Source organism: Bacillus sp. AFS059628, from assembly GCF_002571225.1.
Classification (GTDB): Bacteria; Bacillota; Bacilli; order Bacillales; family Bacillaceae_G; genus Bacillus_A.
Map to the genome: position 1 here is coordinate 23,029 of NZ_NVEC01000001.1, position 17,939 is coordinate 40,967.

Consider the following 17,939-nt stretch of genomic DNA (forward strand, 5'->3'; position numbering starts at 1 on the left):
AAAAGCCAACATTCAACTTTTCTTCCTTTTATTTTTACCTTTAGCTTTCACTGTCACTGATTCACAAGGTGTATAATATATTTGAGGTGTCGCCTTATCAACAAACATCATAAACGTAATAAAGCCGATAATAAAGAAAATAAGCACCGTTAACAAAATTGCTCCTATCGTTAAAAGTATCATAACACCACCCCTATATTTTTCATGTTATTACACTTTTCGCTATTATATGAGCGTAATCCTTTTTAGAAAAAGAAACGTAACAAAATAATCACAATTACTCCCGTTAATACTGTACCTAATAAACTACGAGTATATATTGCAACAAGAAATGTCGGGATTGCTGCGATAAGGTAATCCCACTGCATCGTCTCATGCATAAATAATACTTGAGCTAAAAGTGCTGCTAATATCGCAATTGGTATGTAATTTAACCATTTTAAACCCCAGTCCGGAATTTGAAGTTTGCTAAATACGAGTAGAGGTAAAATACGTGGCACGAGTGTAACAGCTCCTGCTGCTAATAAAAGTAGTATTACGTCCAATCTCATTTCCATTTTTCAACCACAACTCCAATCGTCGCAGCTAGTAATGTTGCGATAATAACCGCTATACTATCTGGCATAAATAAGTGTGAAACGTATGCAATCATAATTGCTACAATTGCAACAGTAAGATGAATTGCTAGTTTCGGTTTACTACTTATGAGCTGAAGTACAAATAACCCGATAAACATTGCCGGTAATGCATAATCCATGCCGTACGTATGCGGATCTGGTATCCACTCACCAAACAACCCGCCAATAATAGTAGCAAGAATCCAATTTAAATATGCTGTGACATTTAAACCGATCATCCATCTTTCACCTAAATGTCCTTTTTGCGCTGCGTGTTGCACAGCAACACCGAACGTTTCATCTGTAATTTGAGAACCGATTATTACGTTTTTTAGTAGAGGAAGTTTCGTAAAGTACGGCGCGAGTGCAGCACTCATTAGAAGGTGGCGTAAATTAACAAAAAAGACGGTGAAAATGATTGCTGAAGCAGGAGCACCGGCTGCATACATACCAGCTAATATAAATTGGGCAGAACCTGCATAAATTAAAGTGGACATAAACGCAATTTCAATGATGGAGAAACCTGCTGTTTTTGCAATTACACCGGCTGCTATACCGATGCTTAAATAACCAAATACAGTTGGTAAACAATCTTTTACTCCTTGCTGAAATGTATCATCGTTTTGCAAAGCTACATGTGCCTGAGCTTTATTCATCTCTATCATCCTCCATTCCTTTTAAAGTTCGCTTTCCTGTTACGACATGAACTAAATCTATATTTTCACGCCATAGCGTATCTAACTTATCCGCTCCAAATTCCTTCGTGATTTCTTCGACCATAATATCGTGCCGCACATACTCTGTAGCAACGAGAACTAAAGCGGGATCATACGTTGTAACGGCCCATGAAGTGCTATCATTTGAGAAGTTCGCAATTAATACTTCCTCTCCATCACGAGCAATAACAGTTAAATGACCACCCATTCTCTTTTCTACAACGTGGGGCGTCATATAATTATGGTGAAACGTTGCGCCTATTTTTGTATCGGGAGCACCAAATAAGATGGAAAATATATGTACACCTTCCTCTTTCTTTTGATGAATGTATGGCTCAATTTCATGCACTTGATCTTCCCATACAGAAATCCATAACTCTTCCTTTGCTCTATTAATTATATTGCAAATTTCTTTTAAAACACGATCATTTGAGCGAATATGCGAAATTACATCTATTTGTCTCTCTTGTTCTAAACCATTTAATTTCTGGTCTAAAAATTCAAAGGACTTTTCAAAATCTTTTCGCATTCGATTCATTAATTCGGTAGCTGGTACTGGTACATATTTAACTGGTTCAGAAGGTACAATATGTACTGCTCCTTTATCCATTAACTTACCGAGTACCTCGTAAATCATAGAACGAGGTACTCCTGTTTGTTTACTCACTTCATACCCAGTTACTGGGGAATGTTTTAGCAATCCAATATACGCTTTACATTCATACTGGGAAAATCCTAATTTTTGTAGTTCTTTTATAATTTCATCCATCGGTAACCCCTCACAATCTAAATCGTCCTAACTTCAAAACGACGATTTTGCTTTCCTTTACTTTTTACTTTATCAATAACAAGTGTTCCTATTTCACTCGTATTTTTCACATGTGTGCCTCCACAAGCTTGTTCGTCTAAATCTTCAATTGTAACTATGCGGATTTCTTGGATAGTAGTTGGCAGGAGGTTTATTGCTGTTTTAATCATTCCTACAGCATTTTCTGCTTCTTCCCGGCTCATATAACGAGTGGAAATTTCTTTATTTTGTTTAATAAGTTTATTCACTTCCTTAACAATTTCTTCTACTTCCACGCTCGATAACTCTTGTAACTCATTAAAATCAATACGTGCTTTGTCAGGATAAATTTGATTTCCAGTGCATAGAGCTCCATACTTTTCATAAACGACAGCTCCGATAAGATGCAGTAAAGAATGATGACGCATTAAATTATGACGTCTTTCCCAATTCATCTCTAATTTAACTGGCCCTAATTTTACTTGAGCTCCTTCTTTTATATAGTGAACTATTTCTCCCTGCTCCTTCTTTACCTTTTCAACTTCAAATACAGACCCATCTTGTACAATGACACCCGTATCACATTCCTGCCCCCCACCAGTTGGATAAAAAACTGTTTCTTTTACAAATACTTTATTCCCTTCTACTTTTATCACTTCTGTTTCGCAACTCGTTTTGTATGCATCTTCTAAATATAATGCCGTTGTCATACTCTCACCTCTTTAGTAGTTATAGTTATACCTACTAATATAAAAAAGAAGCTCCGCAAAGTCAATTGATAATTCTGAATTTTAAACCTAAAACCTAAAACCTAAAACCTAAAACAAAAAGACTCCCGCTAACGGAAGTCTCCTATCTCAAGATTTCATTCGCTTCTTTTTCATAAATTTTATCAAATGAAGTCATAACGCGTTGTGATGCTGAAATCATTCTTTGATCCGTCATAAGATCTGCCATCTCTTTCGTCATATCTACATTTGAATTTTCTAGCATATGGTTTTTTACTAAGCCTGTTCCGTTCGGTAAATCAGCAATGTTTCCTTCTGCTAGTGTAAAGCTTTTATTCTCTCTTTGTATTAGACGAGCATTTGCTTCTGCATCTACTGTTTTAGTTTGCAGGCGTGCAATATTATTTTGTGTTACTTCATCATATAATGTACCATCTGCTTGTACAGCTACCTTTGCTCCTTCAGGAATACGAATACGTTCATTATTCTCTCCCATAACAAAAGCACCAGATGATGTTTGCAAGTAACGATCACTATTTATTGTAAAACTACCATCTCTCGTTAAAAACGTTTCATCGTTTTTAGATGTAACGAAAAATGATGTTGTACCGGCTGCGCCATCGTCTAAAAAGAAATCTGTAGCACTATTTGTCATTTGTATATTTCCTTGTACTAAGTTCACATGCGTAGCGGCTGGAACTACTGCGTAATCGACCGAACCGATATTTGTCACAGCCCCGTCACCACGGCGATATGTGTCTTGTACATCAAATACTTTAGAAGTCATATTTTCTGCTTTAAATCCTGTCGTTTGGGCATTTGCAACGTTATTCGAATGAACATTAATACGCTGCATGTAATTCATCATACCCATTGAACCTATATAAAGACCGTTCATATTCGATTGAATAAGGCAATTGCCTTATTCTTCACCTCTTTTCTATGATGTTTGTAACATTTGTTTTGCTAAATGTTCAGCTGTAGCGATATGTATGTTTTTCTTTACATCTTGTCCGTCTGTCATTAATACAATGGGAGCAGATGACACTGCTGGAATTTTCAATAACTCACCACTACTTGCTGTTTCATCAAATTTCGTAAATACGATACCATCAATATGAATATCTTTAAAGTTCGTAATGATTTCGATCATATCTTTACTTTTCATCGAAGCTGATAACGTTAAACAAATATAATCTGGCTCTACTTGTCCCATCGTTTCAATCATTTCTTCCACTGTTTCTGACGCACGATAATTTTTTCCAGCTGTATCAATTAAAATATAATCGACGCGCGCTTCTTCTTTAAAATACGTAAGCGCTCTTGTCATTGCAGCTTCATCACGTACAGCGATTACTTCAAATCCAATTGTCTTTACGTAATCTTGCAGCTGCTGTACCGTTCCAATGCGTGAATGATCTGTCGTAATAAAACCGACCGTTTTTTTCTTACCGTGGAACTGCCATGCCATTTTCGCAAGTGTCGTCGTTTTTCCAACTCCAGTTGGACCGATTAATGCAATTGTTTGTACTTCTTTTTCAAATACATTTTCCGTATTGAAATGAGATCTCATATCTTCCAATATATATTCGATCACTTCTTCTTCTGTAATCATCGTCGCATTCTCAAACTTCACTTTTAACTTTTCAGCATATGCATGAATGAAGTATTGTTCTACATCGTTTTGCTCTAGCATGCGAATTACTTTTTGAATAATAAATGGCACAGATTCTTGCTTTTCTTTCTTTACAACCACTTCTTCTTTTTTGACAGGAACGACTTTTTTCATAGCTTTTTGCTTTTTTGTTACTTTCGTTTCTTCCGTCTGTTTCACAACGACGATACCTTTTTCAAACAACTTTAATAGTTTCTCTTTCTTTCTTGCCCATTCTTCACTATTTCCTGTTTGCATCGCCGCATATGACATCGGAGTCGTCACGTTTTCTAAATTGTGCAGTACCGATTGAATTCCGTTCGCCTTCACAATTTGTTCTGAAGGCTCATTCACAACATCCATTAATTGTTCATGAAATTGAGCTGTGCCTTCGTTCACTTCTTCCTGTTTATCCTCTGGAAAAGCGACTAACATTTCATAATTCTTTTTCCAAAAAAACGGGATATTTCGTTTTACACTTTCATCGACAACGTAATAATAATCTGTACCATATTGGTCAAATAACTTTCGATACAATTCATTTTTCGAAGCTGCTTTTATTCGCATTAACGCTTCTTTCTTTTCTGTACTTTCCATTACTTCACCCCCTACTATTCAATATAGGCAATTTGATCTACAACAATCTCTGGTGCTAATTCGCTAATACAAAGTACTTGTGCTTCTACTTGATAGCGCTCAAGAAGTCTTACAATCGCAAATCTGAAATCTTTTCTGCGCGTTAATAATACTGGTTCTCTTCCCATTAACCTCGCTTGTTTAAATACGCGTTGTACTTGCTCAACTACGCGCGATTCTAAATCTAAATCCCAGTTTAATAAATAACCTTGATAAGAATTGTTCACAACGTCCGCATCTAATTCGATTGAATCTGAGAAGAGCGCCGCATAAATTTTACCGTCAGGATTTTTCGCATTTTCACAAATAACTTTTGAAATACATTCACGGACGAATGATGTTACACCGTCAACATGATTTTGATAAATTTCTTTTCCGTCAATAATACCTTCAATAATAGTTGGTAAATCACGAATAGAAATACCTTCTTTTAGCAGTTGTTTAATAACATTTTGAACGAGTGATAAGTCGATTTCTTTCTTCTTAATCTCTTCTAATAAAACGCCGTTATCATTTTCAAGCGAGTTAATTAAGTCTTTTACATGTTGACGCTGAATTAACTCATGAAGATTACGTCTAACGACAACATCTAAATGTGTAATTAATATGCTAAGCGGCTCTAATACTTGATAGCCTTTCATCTGCGCATCTTGTACCATATGCTCTAAAATCCAATATCCATCTTCACCGAAAATTGGATCTTTCGCTGGTTCTGCATCTAAATCGGCCATTACATTCGGTGTTTTCAGTGCTAATAAGTAACCTGATTTTAAAACACCTTCAGCTGCCTTCGCACCTTTAATACGAATAATGTATCGTCCGCGTGGTCTAAAACTCGTATTATCTTTAAAGTTAATTCCCGGAACGTTAATACCAAGGTCGGTAATAATCGATTTCCTCATAAGAACAACTTTATCACGAGCTGTTTCCCCATTAATTTTCTGCTTTACAAGTGCTGCTAAATCTAAACCGAGTTCGACAATAATTGGATATTTATCTGTAAATACTCCGAATGAATCTTCCACTTGTTGCAGTTGCTCGTCTTCGCCTTGAATCATTTCTATTTCTTTTTGAAGCTCGTCTTCTTTTTCTTTCTTTATTCGGTTTTTATTACGAATGCCTAAGAAGATAATTGTTCCACCAACGAGTGCGAATGGTAGAAATGGTAGCGGAGTGAAAATACCCATCGCGATAAATAAACCACCAAGCGCATATACAACGACTTCATGCGCTAATAACTCTTTAAAGATACCTTCCGTTACTGTATCCGGTGAGCCGTCAAATACACGCGTTACGATAATACCTGTTGAAATCGCAAGCATTAACGAACCAATTTGGTTTACGATTCCATCACCGACAGTTAACTGTGTATAATGAAGAGCTGCTTCAGCAAAGCTCATGCCTTGCTGCATCATGCCGACAATTAAACCGAAAATAATGTTTACGAATAAAATGACAATCCCGAAAATAACGTCCCCTTTAATGAACTTCCCGGCACCATCCATCGCTCCGTAAAACTCTGTTTCCATATTTAATTTCTTTCGTTTCGCCTGTGCATCTTTTTCCGTAATAATACGCTGGTTTAAATCCGCATCGATTGACATTTGTTTCCCTGGTAAAGAATCAAGTGTAAAACGTGCTGCAACTTCAGCTGTACGAGATGCACCGTTTGCAACGATAAACTGGAATATGATTAATACTGTAAAAATAACGATACCAATTAATAAGTTCCCGCCAATTACGAACTGGCCAAACTCTTCAATAACATGACCCGCATTTCCGTTTGTCAAAATTGCTCGCGTCGTCGATACGTTAATCGATACGCGGAAAATCCCGATTAATAACAACATCGTCGGAAATGATTTTAATTCATCCCACTCGTTAATACTTGTCGCTCGCATATAAATAAGCACTGACATACTTAGTAGAAAAACGATAATGATATCAAGTATAAATGGTGGAAGTGGAATTAAGAGCGCCACTACAAATGACGCTGCTAAAAAGATAGAAAAATAGGTTCTTGCAGAATCTATCTTAAACAAAGAGATCTCCTCCAAACGCGCTATTACACTTCAAGTTCATTCGTTTGAATTAAATAGCGCATAACTTCAATTACAGCTACGTATAAATCTTCTGGAATCGTCTCATCTTCCTCGACTTGATAATATAAAGAACGAGCAAGCGGACGGTTTTCCACCATTGGTATTTCTTGTTCACGGGCAAGAGTTCGTATATATAATGCGAGCTCATCTTCCCCTTTTGCAACGACAATCGGTGCTGCATCAACGTGTTTATTGTACCTGAGCACGACTGAAATATGAGTCGGGTTGTTTACAATAAACGTTGCGCCATCCATCTTCTTCGCAATTGTTCCTTGCAATATGGCGTGCATAAAGTTTTTTCGTTTCCCTTTTACTTGCGGGTCCCCTTCATTATCTTTATGCTCTTGTTTTACTTCTTCTTTTTTCATCTTAATATCTTGTTCGTACTCCCACTTTTGATAAATAAAATCAATAATAGAAAGAACGATTAATATAATTAAAATAGCTAAGAAGATAAATTTAATTTGTCTTATAATTTCAGTAAGTGACGCAGTCCAGTTAAATCCAATCATACTCACGATTTTCTCTAAATTCTTTTTAAATAGCACGTAAGCAACGTAACCGATTAATCCCATATAAAATAGTGATTTCAAAATATCCACTAAACTTTTACGACTAAATAGTCTTGTAAAATAGTTTTTCGGGTTAATACGTGATGCTTTCGGCTTAATGACTTTAGAAGAAAATAAGAAACCAACTTGAATCATATAATTGAATAAATGAAAAGCGTATACGAGTATTAAGATTGGAGCTGATACTTTTAGTAGTAAAATCCCCATTAAATAAAAATACTCGGTCGAATCTGTATTTTTTCCAATTTGATCAAACAGCACCGATACAGAATTGGCAATCTCAAACCCTAGCCAATCTCCGAAAAAGTAAACGACAACTGCTAATACAAGAATGGAAAATAAATTATTTAAATCTTTACTCCGGGCAATATTCCCTTCTTCACGCGATTTTTTACGCTTCTGCGGGGTGGCCTTTTCTGTTTTATTATCCTTTGCCATGCGCGTCCCCCTACTTCGTTAAGAAAAAGTTAAATAGTTTCGTATATTCTTCAAGCAATACATCCGTCATATTTTTAAACACATAACCGAGCATCGGTACACTCATCGCAATAAACAAAATACCACACGTAATTTTAATAACGTACGCATTCATAAAAACGTTTAATTGCGGAGCGTTTTTTGCGATTAAAATCAACACAAAGTTAATGATGAACAAACTTCCCATGAGCGGAAGAGCAATTTCAACCGCTGATGTGATCGCAAATAATAACGTTGCGAGTAGACTATCTAAAAAACTAGTCGTCAGCAATTTTGAAATCGCCTCTGTATATTGAAACGACTTTAAAATCGTGGCAACGAAATAATTAATGCCGCCAAGTGAAATAAAAATAATGAGAAAAAATATATCAAAAATGGTTGATAGTAACGTAGACTGTGAACCTGCGTTTACATCAAACAAACTTGCTTGTGATAAACCGATATCAAAATCTAAAATATGCCCGGCCATTTTCGGAATGTTCCACAGCATTTCTACAATTTTTGAAAGCGATAATCCAATTACAATTTGCGTACCTGCATAAGCTGCAACGTCCCAAACTGTCTTGATGTGAGAGACATCAACTTGATCGGCCACTGTTATAGAAAGAGCAAGTCCAAATGTAACTTTCGCCATCGCTGGAATGGATCGACCTGAGAAAAACGGTAAAAAGTATAAAAATGAAGTAATGCGACAAAACGCAAAAAACGTCGCCGCCCATAATTCCATATTCATTTCATTCCACCTATCTTAGTACGAACGCAATAGCGATGGGATTTTATCAAATAAATCTAAAATAAGCGTCGTTAACTCTTGAAACATCCACGGACCTAAAATGATAATAACGAGTACAATACTCGCCATTTTCGGTAAAAACGTCAGCGTTTGTTCTTGAATTTGCATCATCGCCATAATGACAGCGATGATAATAACGACAATCATACTTACACCGGCAACCGGCATTAAAATCATAACCCCTTTATAAAAAAAGGTTTGAAAAATATCTATAATTGGTGACGTATTCATTTATATGACTCCTATCACATAGCATCAAATGCTTCAGGCGACCGTTTTAAACATAATGTCGACGATTTTTGTATATCCACCTAAATATACGAAAACGAGTATTTTAAATGGTAAACTTAAAATCATCGGCGGTACCATCATCATCCCGAGGTACATTAAAAGTGTACTAATAATCAAATCTATAAATACAAACGCTAAATAAATGAACATCCCTGTTAACAATCCTTTTTGAATTTGCGTTAACGTAAAGGATGGTACGAGCGTAAATAAGGATAGATCCTTTAAATCCTTCGGCAACTCTTCCCCGCGTACTTTCAGCATCATCTTTAAATCATGCTTATACGTATGCTTTGACATATACTCTTTCATAATCGGAGCTGTCGTTTCCGCAGCTTGACTTACCGTTATTTTCTCTTTCGTCATCGGATCCCACACATCGCTCTTCAGTTGTCCTAGTACAGGCTGCATCGTAAAGAGTGATAAAAATAATGCAAGTCCAACAAGTACTTGGTTCGGTGGTAAATTCATTACCCCAAGTCCTTGACGTGTAATCCCAAGAACGATCATAAAATAAGTAAAATGTGTAAATAATAGAACGATAGAAGAAGATAATGATAAAAGGGTAACGAGCGCAAATAACTGTACACTTGAATTACTCGTAAACTCTTTTCCATTTTCGAAATTAATAAAACCGTTTTGGGCTGCATACGCTGGATTTACAAAAATAATTGAAAAAACGATAGAAAATACGAAAATAACGGCTAATAATGATAACTGTTTCTTTATTCTCATGATGGATCCTCTACTTTTTTCGTTTCACTCTTCACCGCGTCTTCTAGCGCTTGTTGAAACTGATTTCCTGTTCCTGTTAATTGCACAGATTGAACACCGTTATTACTAATAACAGTGAACACTTGCTTGCCGTCTACTTCAAATAAAAAGGCACTTGTTTGATGATTTAAATACACGCCGTCCTTCACTTGAATATGGCCATTTTCACCTTGCTTAAAAAACTGCTGTTTGCGCGTCTTTTTCGTCATATAATATGCACCGTAACCGAGCGCACCAAACAGTAAAACGACTTGAAATAAGGTCGTCATATACGACATATGACTCCTCCTCTACTCTTTATCTTGCATTTGACTTTGCGCTTTCATAAGCGCAGCTTGCTTCTTGTCAGCTTCAATTTCAGAAATGATAATACCGAACTTCTCGTCCATTACAATCGCTTCCCCAATGCCGACTTTCATATTACTTAAATACACATCTACTTTATGTCCTAAGTTTTTCTCTACTTCCAGAACATCGCCCACTTTTAACTCTTTCACATCACCAAGCGTAATAGATGCCTTTCCAAGCTTTACACCAAGTTCAATCGAAATATCTGAAACAGTATCAATATGTGCTTTACTTGCTTCATTTCTCTTTCCTGTAAATTCTTCTAATCCCATTAATGACACAGGAGATACTTCATGCTTCATATGGATCCTCCTACTCTACAAAACTTTTAAATAAGAGCGCCTTACGCGTTCCATCTTTTCCAATAAAACAATTAAATTTATGTTTTCCATCTACAAAACCAAGTAATTCATCCGAAACTTTCGTATGAAGCGGAATAATATCGCCTTCTTCAATTTGTTCAATTTCACCCATTGTCATCTTCTGCTCACCAATTGCAACGTGAACAGGTTTGTACACTTGATTTACTTTCACTTCCACTTCAGACGTATACTTCTTACGTTTATCTGAAGAATGTTCAACAATATTTTCAGACGTTAACTTATCCATAATTTCTTCAACAGATAAAAATGGAATTCCGATGCGCACCGTCGTATTCCAAAAATCCGTTTTCATATTTACGTTCAGTAATGAAATAATATCGCTTGCTGTCGTAATTTTAAGTGCATTCGGATCTGTCTCTGTCGTTACAAATTTCGGTTTAATTTCCACAACACTTTCAAATGATTGCTCTAAATTTTTACATAGAAGTGCAAAAATATTATCAAGTGTTAAAAACTCGAACGCCGTCAGTGGTCTACGCATCGTAAAGTTACGCTTACTATCTCCGCCGAGCCAGCACTCATGAATGTAAATAACAAATGCTAAATCAATCTCAATAACAATTTCTCCAAGCTCTGGAAGTCCGAGATCAATGACGCAATATAAATAGTAATCTTTCGGCATTTTCTCCACATACTCACTCGTAAATGGAACTTGCTCAACTGTCGAAGGCTCTAAATCGATTGGAATACGCATACGCGCTGACAACGTCTGTGACGTCTGTTTACCAAACGTAGAAGCAATCGCTTGCAAACTACGTAAATGCTCCACACCGAACTTCTCCGGTCTATTAAAATCATACTCTTGAAATTTATCTTGCTTCCCTGCTTCTTGTGCGAAAGCTGGCATTTCCTCGCCTTCATTTACCGCCTTCAGCAGGGCATCAATTTGCTCTTGGCTTAATTTTTCGCCACTCATGACAATCCCCTTCCCTACCTTTTCAATTCAACGATTTCAACGTACATCTTTCCATTCTTCGTCAAAATCTTTCCGGTTCCAATCTCTTCATTCTCAAGCATAAGACGCACCGTATTTTTCGTTGAATTTTCAAGACGATACAATGTACCTTTCGTAATATGAAGCAGATCTTCAATTTTCTTTTTCGTATTTCCGATTTCAAAATAAATTGTTAACGGAATATCATCTTGTAATTTCAATCTAGCCAACTCCCATATCATGTTCACGAAAATTTCATTTTCTCTCTATATATGAAACTTCTTATTTTGAAACGTCGATATTTAATATTTTTTTAATATATCCTTGCGTTTCTTTAAATGGCGGTACGCCTCCGTACTTTCTCACATTACCAGGGCCAGCATTATAAGAAGCAAGTGCCAATACTAAGTCGCCGTTATTTTTCTTTAAATAACCACTTAATTCTTTCACACCGCCCTCAATACTTTCAGCTGGTGAAAATGGATTTTTTATACCCATCTCTTTCACATTCGCTGGCATAAGCTGCATAAGCCCCATCGCACCTGCATGTGACACCGTTTTCGGATTAAAATCAGATTCTACTTCAATCATTTTTTGAATTAACGTTTTCGGAATTCCGTATGTACGACTTACTCTATCTATAATATCCTCATACTTCCCTTCATTTGAAGAACGTATTTTTTGAATATTATACTTCTTCGTTAATCCCCACGTATCAACAGCCTCATTTTTCGTTTCCGGGAAACGTCGTTCAAACTCTTTTTGCGCGACTTGCACTTCATCGACTTTCTTCGTTTCAGGCTTTTCTTCCGGCTTACTTACTTCCTCTACTTTATGAATAGATGCTTCCGGTTTATTCACAACCGCTTCTATTTTCGTAGATTGTACCGGCTGACTCATATCCTCTACTTTTGCCGGCTGCGTAGTACCCTTCGTCTCCTTCGCAGGTTCACTCTGCAACTTCTCTTGAAAACGACTACTAACGAATGCTTGTGGACTACTTAGCTTTTGCTGAATTTGTCCTTTCTTATATGCAAGCACTTCTTTTACTATATTTCCAACTATCATAATATCACCTTTTCGGTAAACAAAGATAATCTAATATTAGAGTTTTTTTTTAAAGTTTGCAATAATCCTTTTAATAATATTGTAATAAAAAAATGAATATATTGTTAAACTGTTATTTTTTTATATTTATTAATTCGAATTTTTAGTTGACACCCGCTATGACAGGGATTACAATAAATCTCGAAATTGATTTTTTCGCATATTACCGTTTTTCAATTTGCAGAAAAGTCAATATAAAAAAATGGGGGTTCTTAACATGAGAATTAATACAAACATTAACAGCATGCGTACGCAAGAGTACATGCGCCAAAACCAAGCTAAAATGAGCAACGCTATGGACCGTTTATCAAGCGGTAAACGTATCAACAACGCTTCTGACGATGCAGCAGGTCTTGCAATCGCAACTCGTATGCGTGCTCGTGAAAGTGGATTAGGAGTAGCAGCTAACAACACACAAGACGGTATGTCTTTAATCCGTACAGCTGACTCAGCAATGAACTCAGTATCTAACATCTTACTTCGTATGCGTGACCTTGCTAACCAATCTGCAAATGGTACAAATACTGATGGAAACCAAGCAGCTCTAAACAAAGAATTTGCTGCATTAAAAGATCAAATTGACTACATTTCTAAAAATACTGAATTCAATGATCAAAAATTACTAGATGGTTCTAAAGAATCTATCGCAATTCAAACATTAGATGATGCTGATACTGGAAAACAAATTAATATCAAATTATCAGATGTTTCTACTAATGAATTAAAACTTAATGGTTTACAAATTAACGGAAAAACGGAAAAAATAATTGATGCTACAGAGCGTACAGCTGCAACTACTGCGCAATCAGATCTAAATGGATTAAAAACTACCGATACAGATGCAGTAGCTAAAGTAGACGCATTTAAAAAAGCATTTGAAAAAGTAAAAGATTTTATGTCAAGTGATGATGTTAAGGCTGTTAACGCAAAAATTGAAGCTTTTGATAAAGACCAATCAATAGACAATGCTAAAGAAATTGGCGCTGCTTTCAAAGCACCTGCTGCTACTGCAAAATTTGAAACTTCAAATGCATCTAGTGCAATTGCAGCAATTGACGCTGCCCTTACAAAAGTTGCTGATAACCGTGCAACTCTAGGTGCTACATTAAACCGTCTTGACTTTAACGTAAACAACCTGAAGAGCCAATCTTCTTCTATGGCTTCAGCTGCTTCTCAAATCGAAGACGCTGACATGGCGAAAGAAATGTCTGAAATGACTAAGTTCAAAATCTTGAACGAAGCTGGAATCAGCATGCTTTCTCAAGCAAACCAAACTCCACAAATGGTTTCTAAATTATTACAATAAGCCATTTGAGTTAGTTTCCTGAATAAACCTCTCTGCTTGCGGAGAGGTTTATTTTTTGTAAAACCTTACTTTTTTTGATGGAAGAGAGCATCCGCGTGGCGTAGAAGCGGTCAGTGCCTATCTTTATCCCCTCTCATGTTAAAACACAACTAGAAGATAAGCATAAGTCTCTTTTTCTTTTTATAGCTGTTTATTGGCTTTAAGTCCATATATAAATCTATAGGATAAGGAGTGTCTATTATGCGTATTGGTACGAATGTTTTAAGTATGAATGCTAGGCAATCTCTATATGAGAATGAAAAACGTATGAATGTTGCAATGGAGCATCTGGCTACTGGTAAGAAGTTAAACCATGCTTCTGATAATCCAGCTAATATTACGATTGTGACTCGTATGCATGCGAGAGCGAGTGGTATGCGTGTGGCGATTCGAAATAATGAGGATGCGATATCGATGCTACGTACAGCGGAAGCTGCACTTCAAACTGTGACGAATATTTTACAGCGTATGCGTGATTTAGCTGTCCAATCTGCAAATGGTACAAATTCAAATAAAAACCGTGATTCACTAAATAAAGAGTTTCAATCTTTAACAGAACAAATTGGCTATATTGATGAGACGACTGAGTTTAATGATTTATCCGTATTTGATGGACAAAAACGGCCTGTTACGTTAGATGATATTTGTCATACAGTAAATATAACGAAACATATTCCTCCTTCCCCTACACAACATGACATCAAGATTTCAACAGAACAAGAAGCAAGAGCTGCCATTCGTAAAATTGAAGAGGCTTTACAAAATGTATCACTTCATCGTGCTGATCTCGGTTCTATGATGAATCGTTTACAGTTTAATATTGAAAATTTAAATAACCAAAGTATGGCCCTAACAGATGCTGCATCCCGAATTGAAGATGCGGATATGGCGCAGGAAATGAGCGATTTTTTAAAGTTTAAATTGTTAACTGAAGTTGCACTTAGTATGGTTTCACAAGCAAATCAAATACCGCAAATGGTTTCCAAGTTACTACAATCTTAAAAAAATCATCTTCCTTCTTTGAAACGATTCCATACAAAACAAAAGGGAAATACATATAAACTATGTATTTCCCTTTTATTTTGTACCCAAATTTTATTACTGCGTTACAGTCATAACCTGTCCACTACGATCAACCATAATTTTCATTTTACCGTCTTGTGCGTTATATAACCCTAATTTATGCAAATCTTGTTTACATTCTTTTACGAAGAAAGGTAATGTGCGAATTTGATCGATATCAGAGCTCGTAATGAAATGAATTAAATGATGCGTCATTTCTTTTATATCATGAACAAGCTCTTCCTTTTCTCGCTTGAGTCTGTCATTTTCAGCCCGTAACACATGCAATTCGCCTTCGAGACCACGTGCGTTCTTTTCATCTTTTGAACGCTCTGCAGCCATGCTAGAAAGCTTATAGATTCCTTCCATGAACTGATGTAGTTCATGCTCTTTTCTTTCACTACACTGGCTAATTGTTTCAAAATTATCAACAATACCAGATATAACTGTTACAAGATTTTTTTCGGTCTCTGTATTTGGAACTTCATTTCTTAATTCTTGTTTGTTTTCTTTTTTCATTTCAACAATTGGTTCTTTTACAGGCGTATATTTTCGTTTTCGTCCTGGTTTTTGTTTTTCAATATTTTCAAACGGTATTTCACATTTTTTTAATTTGTAATACGTATTTTGTAATTGACTTTCTGTTTTCGGAAAAAGATTTAATTCTTTTTTACTAACGTATTTTGAAATATTAATAATGTTTAAACCGTGACGTTGGGAAAATTGATACACTTCATACAGTAACTCTAGTTCAGACTTCAGCCATGTAATCGCTGATTTTTCATATGCTCGCATCCCGCCATGTTTTTCTATATCTATTTGAAATAATACCATTCTATTATATAAATCAACTAATTCTTCATATTTTACTTGGAATTGTTTTTCTATTTTTTTTAATTCCGCTTCTAGTTGCATATCGTTCATTTTATTATTTGACATGTTTTGTAAAAGACTTAATACATTGATTGCTGTGTGGTGATACATAATCTGTGTCACTCCCCCTCATCCTTTCACAATTCTCATCTGACTCCCATGTCTTCTCAGAAAATAGCAATTTTTTCATATCCATATTATAACATTTCAAAATTATCTGTCAAATATTAAACATACAAAAATGTATAGAAAGTATAGAAATAGAAAAATTATTTTTAATTAATATGCATAATTACATATTAATTATATTATATGGTATTTCGAATATATTTTCACCGAAAAAGTTTGCGTTACTACGCAACCTTACTAGCATATTCCAAACATACACTCTCTTATATTTTCAAATAAACAAGCCCGCTATTTATTCATTAAACGAATTGAAAATCTCGAAGTAGAGACTATTCATACAGCCACAAACACTCCAGAAACGTTTAATCTTTCTACCTGTACAGTAGAGTATAGAATGCAAAAAAGGAACTAGCCAATACTACTTACACGTGGCTAGTTCCCTCCTCCCTACTAAAAAAATAGAGTTGTATATCAGTTCTTCAAACCCTCAATTAAAGGCTCTTTTCTTCTACTAACCTAAAACCACTCCATATATCTGGTCTCACATCGCATAGGGCTCTATTAGGCACTGACCGCTCTACGCATGGTTAGAGCTTCTATTCCAGCTAAAAAAGCTTTTCAAAACGTTTTTTACAGCACTAACTTATCAACTAAACCAATTAACTCTTGAATATCTGGCTTACTTACTTGAGCATTTGCTCCTACAGCTTCGCCTTTATGGAATAATTCATTTGTAATTAATGAAGAGAAAATAATGACCGGTAAACGATTCATTACTTCACTATCCTTAACAACTTTCGTTAAATGGTGTCCGTCCATTTTCGGCATTTCAATATCCGTAATGAGCAAGTGAATATGCTCAAACATTTTTTCCCCTTGCTCTTTCGCTAGTTTTTCAATTTGTGCTAACGCTTCTGCACCATTGCTGAAGAAGTTCATTTTCGTATATCCAGCTGATGACAATGTTTCTTCTAATATTTGGCGAAGCATTGCTGAATCTTCTGCAATATAAATAACTTTTTCAGCTCGATCTGTTTTCTGTTCTAACCCTGCAAGTGATTTATTGTCATAACCAGTACCACTAATTTCACATACAATTTTCTCATAATCTAATAGCAAAATAATTTGTCCATCTAGTTTTACAATACCAGATGTCGTTTCTTCTAGTCCCATAGACAATGAAGCTGGTTCATCAATTTGTTCCCAAGAAATACGTTGAATGCGATGCACTTCATCAACACGGAAAATAACTTTCATTTGATTTAATTCAGAGATAATAAATTTCGTTTGATCAAGTGGCTTTGTCGATTTTAAATTAAGAGCTGTCGCTAAGTTAATAACAGGTAAAATTTCACCACGTACTTGAACAACACCTTCAACTGCATGATGAGATTCTGGCACAGTTGTAACAGGGAATGGATTAATGATTTCACGTACTTTCATTACGTTAATACTAAATAGGTTTTCACCAACAGTATATGTAACAATCTCTAATTCATTTGTTCCGCTTTCTAATAAAATACTTTGTGCTTGTGACATAAAGGTGTCGCTCCCCTTCCATTAATTCCGTATATCTAATTATTAAGCTTTATTAAAACGAAAAAGTCAACTACC

General features: G+C 35.7%; 21 protein-coding genes. 2 read left to right on the forward strand and 19 right to left on the reverse strand.

Annotated features, from left to right (window positions below; translation table 11 throughout):
• Positions 1–12 precede the first annotated feature (12 nt).
• From COL05_RS00135 to COL05_RS00215, 17 genes are all read right to left on the reverse strand, one after another.
• On the reverse strand, positions 13–183 hold the full coding sequence (locus tag COL05_RS00135) for a DUF3951 domain-containing protein (RefSeq protein WP_098667167.1): 171 nt from the start codon (positions 181–183) through the stop codon (positions 13–15).
• Positions 184–245: 62 nt separating this feature from the next.
• Entirely contained in the window at positions 246–557 is a 312-nt protein-coding gene (locus COL05_RS00140) for an AzlD domain-containing protein (RefSeq protein ID WP_000425935.1), read from the reverse strand.
• Positions 548–1,273 carry an AzlC family ABC transporter permease gene (locus COL05_RS00145; RefSeq protein WP_098667168.1) on the reverse strand — a complete coding sequence of 242 codons (726 nt, stop codon included), beginning with the start codon at positions 1,271–1,273 and terminating at the stop codon, positions 548–550. The genes COL05_RS00140 and COL05_RS00145 overlap by 10 nt, the downstream gene beginning before the upstream one ends.
• A complete protein-coding gene (locus COL05_RS00150) occupies positions 1,266–2,102 on the reverse strand; it encodes a TrmB family transcriptional regulator (RefSeq protein ID WP_098667169.1) in 837 nt (278 codons plus the stop codon). Before COL05_RS00150 ends, COL05_RS00145 begins: the two co-directional genes overlap by 8 nt.
• A gap of 17 nt (positions 2,103–2,119) precedes the next feature.
• Entirely contained in the window at positions 2,120–2,830 is a 711-nt protein-coding gene (locus COL05_RS00155; RefSeq protein ID WP_098667170.1) for an alanyl-tRNA editing protein, read from the reverse strand.
• A 142-nt stretch (positions 2,831–2,972) separates the two neighbouring features.
• Positions 2,973–3,746, reverse strand: a complete 774-nt coding sequence (locus tag COL05_RS00160; protein ID WP_098667171.1) for a flagellar basal-body rod protein FlgG — start codon at positions 3,744–3,746, stop codon at positions 2,973–2,975.
• A 42-nt stretch (positions 3,747–3,788) separates the two neighbouring features.
• Positions 3,789–5,099 carry a flagellar biosynthesis GTPase FlhF gene (gene flhF, locus COL05_RS00165; RefSeq protein WP_098667172.1) on the reverse strand — a complete coding sequence of 437 codons (1,311 nt, stop codon included), beginning with the start codon at positions 5,097–5,099 and terminating at the stop codon, positions 3,789–3,791.
• A 14-nt stretch (positions 5,100–5,113) separates the two neighbouring features.
• Positions 5,114–7,180 (reverse strand): flagellar biosynthesis protein FlhA, encoded by a 2,067-nt coding sequence (gene flhA, locus COL05_RS00170; RefSeq protein WP_098667173.1) that lies wholly within the window; start codon positions 7,178–7,180, stop codon positions 5,114–5,116.
• A gap of 23 nt (positions 7,181–7,203) precedes the next feature.
• The gene (flhB, locus tag COL05_RS00175; RefSeq protein WP_001971997.1) at positions 7,204–8,250 is read right to left on the reverse strand and encodes a flagellar type III secretion system protein FlhB; all 1,047 of its coding nucleotides are present in this window, start codon (positions 8,248–8,250) and stop codon (positions 7,204–7,206) included.
• Between the two features lie 10 nt (positions 8,251–8,260).
• Positions 8,261–9,022 carry a flagellar biosynthetic protein FliR gene (locus COL05_RS00180; RefSeq protein ID WP_001055697.1) on the reverse strand — a complete coding sequence of 254 codons (762 nt, stop codon included), beginning with the start codon at positions 9,020–9,022 and terminating at the stop codon, positions 8,261–8,263.
• Between the two features lie 15 nt (positions 9,023–9,037).
• The gene (locus COL05_RS00185) at positions 9,038–9,313 is read right to left on the reverse strand and encodes a flagellar biosynthetic protein FliQ (protein ID WP_001098085.1); all 276 of its coding nucleotides are present in this window, start codon (positions 9,311–9,313) and stop codon (positions 9,038–9,040) included.
• A 33-nt stretch (positions 9,314–9,346) separates the two neighbouring features.
• A complete protein-coding gene (locus COL05_RS00190; protein WP_001220586.1) occupies positions 9,347–10,105 on the reverse strand; it encodes a flagellar type III secretion system pore protein FliP in 759 nt (252 codons plus the stop codon).
• Positions 10,102–10,422: a hypothetical protein gene (locus COL05_RS00195; RefSeq protein ID WP_000121176.1), complete on the reverse strand. Its 321-nt coding sequence runs from the start codon at positions 10,420–10,422 to the stop codon at positions 10,102–10,104. Before COL05_RS00195 ends, COL05_RS00190 begins: the two co-directional genes overlap by 4 nt.
• A gap of 12 nt (positions 10,423–10,434) precedes the next feature.
• Positions 10,435–10,794: a flagellar motor switch protein FliN gene (locus COL05_RS00200; protein ID WP_098667174.1), complete on the reverse strand. Its 360-nt coding sequence runs from the start codon at positions 10,792–10,794 to the stop codon at positions 10,435–10,437.
• Positions 10,795–10,804: 10 nt separating this feature from the next.
• A complete protein-coding gene (gene fliM, locus COL05_RS00205) occupies positions 10,805–11,791 on the reverse strand; it encodes a flagellar motor switch protein FliM (protein ID WP_098667175.1) in 987 nt (328 codons plus the stop codon).
• Between the two features lie 14 nt (positions 11,792–11,805).
• The gene (locus tag COL05_RS00210; protein ID WP_000775712.1) at positions 11,806–12,030 is read right to left on the reverse strand and encodes a flagellar motor switch protein FliN; all 225 of its coding nucleotides are present in this window, start codon (positions 12,028–12,030) and stop codon (positions 11,806–11,808) included.
• Positions 12,031–12,091: 61 nt separating this feature from the next.
• Positions 12,092–12,877 carry a lytic transglycosylase domain-containing protein gene (locus COL05_RS00215; protein ID WP_098667176.1) on the reverse strand — a complete coding sequence of 262 codons (786 nt, stop codon included), beginning with the start codon at positions 12,875–12,877 and terminating at the stop codon, positions 12,092–12,094.
• A 256-nt stretch (positions 12,878–13,133) separates the two neighbouring features.
• Here COL05_RS00215 and COL05_RS00220 point away from each other — a divergent pair, with 256 nt between their 5' ends.
• On the forward strand, positions 13,134–14,222 hold the full coding sequence (locus COL05_RS00220; RefSeq protein WP_098667177.1) for a flagellin N-terminal helical domain-containing protein: 1,089 nt from the start codon (positions 13,134–13,136) through the stop codon (positions 14,220–14,222).
• 240 nt (positions 14,223–14,462) lie between these two features.
• A complete protein-coding gene (locus tag COL05_RS00225) occupies positions 14,463–15,263 on the forward strand; it encodes a flagellin N-terminal helical domain-containing protein (RefSeq protein WP_098667178.1) in 801 nt (266 codons plus the stop codon).
• A gap of 96 nt (positions 15,264–15,359) precedes the next feature.
• Here COL05_RS00225 and COL05_RS00230 read toward each other — a convergent pair whose 3' ends face one another.
• Together COL05_RS00230 and COL05_RS00235 are read right to left on the reverse strand one after the other, a co-directional pair.
• Positions 15,360–16,307: a DNA-binding domain-containing protein gene (locus tag COL05_RS00230; RefSeq protein WP_142337296.1), complete on the reverse strand. Its 948-nt coding sequence runs from the start codon at positions 16,305–16,307 to the stop codon at positions 15,360–15,362.
• Positions 16,308–16,955: 648 nt separating this feature from the next.
• Positions 16,956–17,864, reverse strand: coding sequence for a chemotaxis protein (locus tag COL05_RS00235; protein WP_000075958.1), 909 nt, complete (start codon positions 17,862–17,864; stop codon positions 16,956–16,958).
• Positions 17,865–17,939: the final 75 nt, after the last annotated feature.

Coding starts and splice junctions, on each gene's coding strand:
- COL05_RS00135 (WP_098667167.1), bottom strand. CDS start 183: ATGATACTTTTAACGATAGGAGCAATTTTGTTAACGGTGCTTATTTTC.
- COL05_RS00140 (WP_000425935.1), bottom strand. CDS start 557: ATGGAAATGAGATTGGACGTAATACTACTTTTATTAGCAGCAGGAGCT.
- COL05_RS00145 (WP_098667168.1), bottom strand. CDS start 1,273: ATGAATAAAGCTCAGGCACATGTAGCTTTGCAAAACGATGATACATTT.
- COL05_RS00150 (WP_098667169.1), bottom strand. CDS start 2,102: ATGGATGAAATTATAAAAGAACTACAAAAATTAGGATTTTCCCAGTAT.
- COL05_RS00155 (WP_098667170.1), bottom strand. CDS start 2,830: ATGACAACGGCATTATATTTAGAAGATGCATACAAAACGAGTTGCGAA.
- COL05_RS00160 (WP_098667171.1), bottom strand. CDS start 3,746: ATGAACGGTCTTTATATAGGTTCAATGGGTATGATGAATTACATGCAG.
- flhF (WP_098667172.1), bottom strand. CDS start 5,099: ATGGAAAGTACAGAAAAGAAAGAAGCGTTAATGCGAATAAAAGCAGCT.
- flhB (WP_001971997.1), bottom strand. CDS start 8,250: ATGGCAAAGGATAATAAAACAGAAAAGGCCACCCCGCAGAAGCGTAAA.
- COL05_RS00180 (WP_001055697.1), bottom strand. CDS start 9,022: ATGAATATGGAATTATGGGCGGCGACGTTTTTTGCGTTTTGTCGCATT.
- COL05_RS00185 (WP_001098085.1), bottom strand. CDS start 9,313: ATGAATACGTCACCAATTATAGATATTTTTCAAACCTTTTTTTATAAA.
- COL05_RS00190 (WP_001220586.1), bottom strand. CDS start 10,105: ATGAGAATAAAGAAACAGTTATCATTATTAGCCGTTATTTTCGTATTT.
- COL05_RS00195 (WP_000121176.1), bottom strand. CDS start 10,422: ATGTCGTATATGACGACCTTATTTCAAGTCGTTTTACTGTTTGGTGCG.
- COL05_RS00200 (WP_098667174.1), bottom strand. CDS start 10,794: ATGAAGCATGAAGTATCTCCTGTGTCATTAATGGGATTAGAAGAATTT.
- fliM (WP_098667175.1), bottom strand. CDS start 11,791: ATGAGTGGCGAAAAATTAAGCCAAGAGCAAATTGATGCCCTGCTGAAG.
- COL05_RS00215 (WP_098667176.1), bottom strand. CDS start 12,877: ATGATAGTTGGAAATATAGTAAAAGAAGTGCTTGCATATAAGAAAGGA.
- COL05_RS00220 (WP_098667177.1), top strand. CDS start 13,134: ATGAGAATTAATACAAACATTAACAGCATGCGTACGCAAGAGTACATG.
- COL05_RS00225 (WP_098667178.1), top strand. CDS start 14,463: ATGCGTATTGGTACGAATGTTTTAAGTATGAATGCTAGGCAATCTCTA.
- COL05_RS00230 (WP_142337296.1), bottom strand. CDS start 16,307: ATGTATCACCACACAGCAATCAATGTATTAAGTCTTTTACAAAACATG.
- COL05_RS00235 (WP_000075958.1), bottom strand. CDS start 17,864: ATGTCACAAGCACAAAGTATTTTATTAGAAAGCGGAACAAATGAATTA.